The organism is Streptomyces sp. MA5143a, assembly GCF_900290235.1.
Taxonomy (GTDB): Bacteria; Actinomycetota; Actinomycetes; order Streptomycetales; family Streptomycetaceae; genus Streptomyces.
This window is the reverse complement of record NZ_OLMK01000044.1, coordinates 1-4,875: the sequence shown is the minus strand read 5'-3', so window position 1 is coordinate 4,875 and position 4,875 is coordinate 1. Positions and strand designations below refer to the sequence as shown.

Below are 4,875 nucleotides of genomic sequence, written 5' to 3'. Positions count from 1 at the left end.
AACCCGCCCGCAACAGCTGCTCGGGCCGGTTGACGAAGGCGATGCGGCGATGACCGAGGTCGGCGAGATGGTGGACGCACGCCGCCGCGAGCGCGGTGTGGTCCAGACCCACCCACCAGGTCCCCTCGGGCCGGGCCGTGCGGCCGATGGCGATGGCGGGGAAGTCGAGTTCGGCCAGGTGATCGACCCGGTCGTCCTCCAACCTGATCTCCATCAGGATCGCCCCGTCGACCCTCCGCTCCCCCAGCAACCGCTGGAACGAACGGTCACTGTCCACACCACTCGGCGACAGCAGCACGTCATAGTCATGAGCCGCCGCGGCCTCCACCACACTGCCGATGAAGTCGAGCTGCATCCCGGTGTAGTGGTTCCCAGCCGGCGGGAAGACCAGACCGATCGTGCTCGTCCGCCCGTTGGCCAGAGCACGCGCACTCGCGTTGGGCCGGTAACCGAGCTCGTCGATGACCCGCTGGATCTTCTCGCGGGTCTCGTCCGACACCGGACGCTTGCCGCTCAGCGCATACGACACCGTGCTCCGCGAGACACCCGCCCGCTTGGCGATCTCCCCGATGTTCACGGGCACTCCCTCATCGAACCGGTTCGGTGAAGCGAAGATAGGAACACCTCAAAGCACTGTCAACGCCTGCGGCGAAACTTCTCGAAACAGTGCCGTAACCCAAGATGATCAGCAAACTCCGCCCGCATCGGAGCTATTGCCGCGAGCTTTCCTCGCTGCTAGGTTCCTGCGAACCGGTTCGATTGAAGCGATCCCTCCGGTTACCGCGACCCACCCACCAGGCCCTCCACGCCGCAGCGGGCAAGGACGCAAGAACGGACTCATCAGCACAATGAACGATGCCGTCACAGGATCCGGCCGCTCGGCCACCCGACCTGTTTGCGGGCCACCCCCGGGAGGTCCGAGTGGGCGACGTACTGGAGCGCCCTGAACCTCTCCAGGAACCCCAGCCGCGCGCCGGCTGGGGTTCCTCGCTCTTCGCGGAGTTGTCTGCGGTGGCCAAAGGGGCCTGACAAACAACTTCCGGACTGTGAGCGTCGGTCGAGACACCGCCGCACGTCGAACAGTCCGGAGCACACCTTGCCCACCAGCGTCCTGGCCGTGATCGCCTTGTCCGTCCTTCTCGGATTTCTGGTGATCATCCTGCACTGGGTGGACAGCCACAGGCCGGACGCGACGGCGGCGGACCTTACGACGACCCACACCTTGGGCCTGTCGTTTGGATCAGGCCTGGGCCTCGGGGCTCACCGGCAGCCCTTGGTGCCCGTAGCCAGAAGTCCGCATGATCCAAACGACAGACCCTAGCCCAAGCGTGTGACCTTCTCGACGGTCACGGCGCCCACACCGACGGTCGTGCCGCGCGTGTTCACCAGCCGTACCTCACCCACCACTTCGCGGTCCTCGGCCACGGCACTCGCGACGGTGACGCTCGCCGACACCTTCGCCGAGTCGCCCTGGCCGAGCCTGACCGGCGCCGACTCGTCCACGGCGACCGTGCCGAGCGCGGAGGAGAAGAAGACGTCCCGGTAGTCGTACGCGGTCGAGCCCGACGGTACGGCGTAGGCGACGACCTCGACGGTGTACGTACCGGCCGCCGGGTCGGCGAGGGAGACGGACTCGTCGGAGTCAGGGTCGGCCGACTGGCCGACGACCTTGCCCTGGGCGTCGTAGACCGTCAGGTCGAGGTCGGCGGCCGTGTCCGAGACCTCGCCGATGGCTACGTCGAGCGACGTGGTGCCCTCGGCCACCTCGATCGTGCTCTTCTGCGTCTCACCGTTCTCGATGGTCGGCCGCGCGGACTTCGACGAGCCGAGCGGGCCGCCCCTCAGGGTGCCGTCGACCGCCGCCATCCTGTTGGTGACCGTCCAGGACGTGTCGACCGAGGTGCCGGCCTTGGCCTCCGGCACGGTCACCGGCATCGGGGCGAAGGACGCGGCGAAGGCGGAGACGTTCAGCTTGTACGGGTTGTCCAGCAGGGCCGAGGTGCGGCGGGAGTCGACCGCGATCTCCCAGACGCCCGGCATCGGGTCCGCGTACACGGCGATGTCCGTCGTGTTCGGGTCGTCGTCGTCGACCGACATGCCGCGCGGGTCGGTGGCGCTGACCCCCGCCTGGCTGCCCTTCCTCAGACCGCCGAGCGTGACCTGGAGCGACTTCGCGCCCTCGGGGACGGTGACGAAGTACGACGTGAACTTGGTGCGCCGCACCGAACCGGAGGCCGTGAAGGTGTACTCGACCGGCGTGGAGACCACGACGGTGTTCAGGATCTGCTGGTCGACACCGGCCGTCCTCGGGTCGTCGACCTGAAGGATCACGCTCTTGATGCCCGCGTGCCGGGGAGCGGCCTTGACCTTCACCGTCACCGGCTTGTTCAACGGCAGTCTCACCAGCCGCGCGCCGACGATCGAGAAGGTGCGCTCCTTGTTGTTCGTCAGCCGCAGGGAGTGCGGGAGCGAGCCGGACGGCCCGGACGTACGGGTGATGGTGACGTCGTACGTCTTCTTCTTCCCGGCCTTCAGACCGCCCTCGCGGTCGTGGACGCCCGTGCCGAAGCCCGGAGTCTTCAGCGCCTGGTCGAGCGCGGTGTCGACCGGGGCCTTCACCGAGTACGCGTGGGCGGTCGCGCCCGCCTTGACCGCCTTCCAGGCGCCGACGACGTCGATGAGGCCGGCACCCTCCTCGTACGCCTGAACTCCCTTGATGTGCTTGGCGGTCGAGGTCAGTGCCGTGCGCAGCTTCGCGGGCGTCAGCTCGATGCCCTTGCGCTTGGCGGCGCTCAGCAGCAGCGCGGTCGCGCCCGCCGCCTGCGGGGACGCCATCGAGGTGCCGTTATGCATGGCGTAGCCGGGCGGCAGCTTCCAGCCCGCCTCGGCGACGGACGAGCCGGGCTGCCACGGCGGGACCGTGCTGACCGCGGCGCCGGGGGCGACGAGGGTGGGGGTGAGGCCGCCGTCCTCACGGGGTCCGCGGGAGGAGAAGGTGAACAGTTGGTACTTGTCGGCCACGGCGGCGCCGTAGTTGGCGGCGTAGGTCTCCTTGGAGATGCTCGCGCCGACCGAGATGACCTTGTCGCCGGAGCCGAGGTCATCCATGGTGTTGGCGCCGGGACCGTCGTTGCCGGCGGAGACGACGAGCTGGATGCCGTGGGTGTCGATCAGGCGGTTGTACAGCACGGAGAAGACGTCGTTGCCGTCGTTGAGCGCCGCCTGACCGCCGATGGACATCTGGACGATGTCGACGCCGCGGTTGACGACGAGGTCGACCATGCCCTCGGTGATGCCGACGTTGGTGCACGAGACGGCGAAGGCACAGGCCCGCGACGACACGATCTTCGCGCCGGGGGCGGCGCCGTTCATCCTGCCGCCGAACATGCCGTTGCCGGCGGTGATACCGGCCACGTGGGTGCCGTGGAGACCGGAGACGAGGCCGATGTTGACGAAGTCTGACTTCTTGCCGACCCAGTCGCCGCCCAGCGGGTCCATCGGGACGTCCTTGCGGATCTCCACGGCGAAGGACTGGCTCTCGGCGACGGCCGTGGCCGGGTCGTCGGTGCCGAACCGGCCGACCTGGAAGCCGTCCTTGTACGGCTTCATCGGCTTGTCGTCGGTGAAGTCGCCGTCGTCGTCGACATCGACGGTGACCGTGCCGGCGGCCGGGTCGTACAGGACACCCCAGTCGTCGGTGGTGTCGCCGTCGCGGTTGACGTCACCGTCGGAGCGGCCGGGCGAGGCCGCGGGCATCGTGGTGACGGACTCGGCGAAGACGCTGACCCGGTAGGCGCCCTCGGGGGCCTTCCAGCTCTTGCCGCCGAAGTCGAAGGACGGCCCGGAGACCGAGGTGGTCATCGGACGCCAGGTGCCGTCGCCGTCGAGGACCGGGTCGGTGGCGGTCACCCAGTCGACGATCTTGCGCTCACCGGTCGTGGTCTTCCGCAACGCGGGAGTGGCGAGGTCGACACCGGTGTCGAGGATGCCGATGGTGACGCCCCGGCCGTCCGCCTTCGGGTTCTGCTTCACGAAGTCGACGGCGCCCGTCTCGAAGGACGGGTTGTAGGGGTTCCTCGCGGGAGTGTTCTCGTCCGGGCCGGGGTAAGCGGCCGCGGAGGCGGTCGTCCCGCCCTTTTCGAGGCCCGGCTCCTCCATGGGTATCTCGTCCCGCAGGTCGATGGCCCGCACGGAGGAGAGCTTGGCGGCGGCGGCGATGGCCGAGTCCGCCCTGCCGGTCGGTACCGTGGCCCGTACGTAGCCGAGCTCGTCGTAGGTCCGACCGACGGAGCCGCCCTTGACCGCGTCCAGCTCCGCGGCGACCTTCTCGGTCTGCCCCGGAGCGGTGGCGATCATCATCGTGACGGTCTTCTCGTGGTGCGCCTTGGCCTGCGCGAGGAGGGCGGCGTCGTCCGAACCGAGCTTCTCGGGGCCGGACTTGACGCCGGGGTCGACGGCAGTGGCGGGGGCGCCGTCCGCGGCGAGGGAGAGGGGGACGGGCCCGGCCGCGGAGAGCAGCGTGACGAGCCCTGCGGCCACGGCGATACGGGCGACGCGTCTCGCGCCCGGTATCGGGGCCGGGTGGGGGGTGGGAGGCATGCGTGATCCCTGGTGCAGGAGGAACGTAGGCATGGGCGGCCGGGTCGAACATCCTCGACCGCCGCGATCCGGAACATAAACCCGGATGATCGCCACCTTCGCACAAGTGACCACTGTTACTTGAGAGTCAACTCATCTAGATCGCGACTGACACACTCTCTCCACATGCCGTGGGGGAGTTACGCGAACCCGGTGGCACGCGCCCCCGGGCTTCCCGCGCGAGGAACCCCACGGACCCGCAGCCGCCCGGCGGCCCGCTCCCGCACGCGCCCCTCC

General features: G+C 69.1%; 2 protein-coding genes. Both read right to left on the bottom strand.

The annotated features are described in order from the left end of the window. A partial coding sequence (locus SMA5143A_RS21055) for a LacI family DNA-binding transcriptional regulator (protein WP_146193924.1) occupies positions 1 to 577 on the bottom strand: 577 nt, incomplete at its 3' end. A gap of 740 nt (positions 578 to 1,317) precedes the next feature. Continuing rightward, entirely contained in the window at positions 1,318 to 4,599 is a 3,282-nt protein-coding gene (locus tag SMA5143A_RS21045) for a S8 family serine peptidase (RefSeq protein WP_107464453.1), read from the bottom strand. Positions 4,600 to 4,875 lie beyond the last annotated feature (276 nt).

Bases quoted from the DNA above. Each gene is read 5' to 3' on its own strand.
- SMA5143A_RS21045 (WP_107464453.1), bottom strand. From the start codon at position 4,599: ATGCCTCCCACCCCCCACCCGGCCCCGATACCGGGCGCGAGACGCGTC.